The organism is Yersinia sp. 2542 StPb PI, assembly GCF_048593855.1.
Lineage (GTDB): Bacteria > Pseudomonadota > Gammaproteobacteria > Enterobacterales > Enterobacteriaceae > Yersinia > Yersinia enterocolitica_E.
Genome location: NZ_JAZGQA010000485.1, coordinates 1 through 577, shown reverse-complemented (window position 1 = coordinate 577; position 577 = coordinate 1). Strand labels below are relative to the sequence as shown.

Sequence of the window (577 nt, the reverse complement as noted above, 5' to 3'; positions counted from 1 at the left end):
ACCAAACATTCAAAAACTCATATTGCGTTTATCTGATATAGATAGACAAATTTTTTACTCCTATAAACCTTTTAGAAAAAGAAGCATTAGCCGATTTATTGTTAAATACATTAATAATCAATGGGAAGTCAGTAATATTGCCTGCCCAGAATTAACTAACTTTACTCAACATGCTGACTACCCCTCAGATTTAAGGCAATTAAAACGTCAATTCCCGCCAATGGACCCGGCAATAAGTCATTCACTTATATTAAAAAAGCTCATAAGGAGTTTCGTCGAAATGCTGTGCGAATGTGAGCATGGGCAAAAAATAGAAAAGGTTGAAGTTACCTGTCATCAGATGTCTTTGATTATTGATAATACAATGAATTCGGTCTGCAATTCGCCAGAGGGCTTACATCAGGATGGATGTGACTATATTGTATCAGCATTAATTATTGATAAATACAATATTGACGGAGGAACGAGTAAACTCTACTGTACAGAAAGAGAAGAGTTTATTAAATCACAAACATTGAACTGTGGTGAAGGTTTGTTTCATATCGATAGAAATTCAACCATTTGGCACAAAGTGACC

Annotated in this window: 1 protein-coding gene; it reads left to right on the top strand. The window is 34.7% G+C overall.

Annotated features, from left to right (window positions below; genetic code table 11):
• Window positions 1–577 (top strand): 2OG-Fe dioxygenase family protein (locus V1952_RS22415; protein WP_420075619.1); only part of this gene is annotated, 577 nt, incomplete at both ends.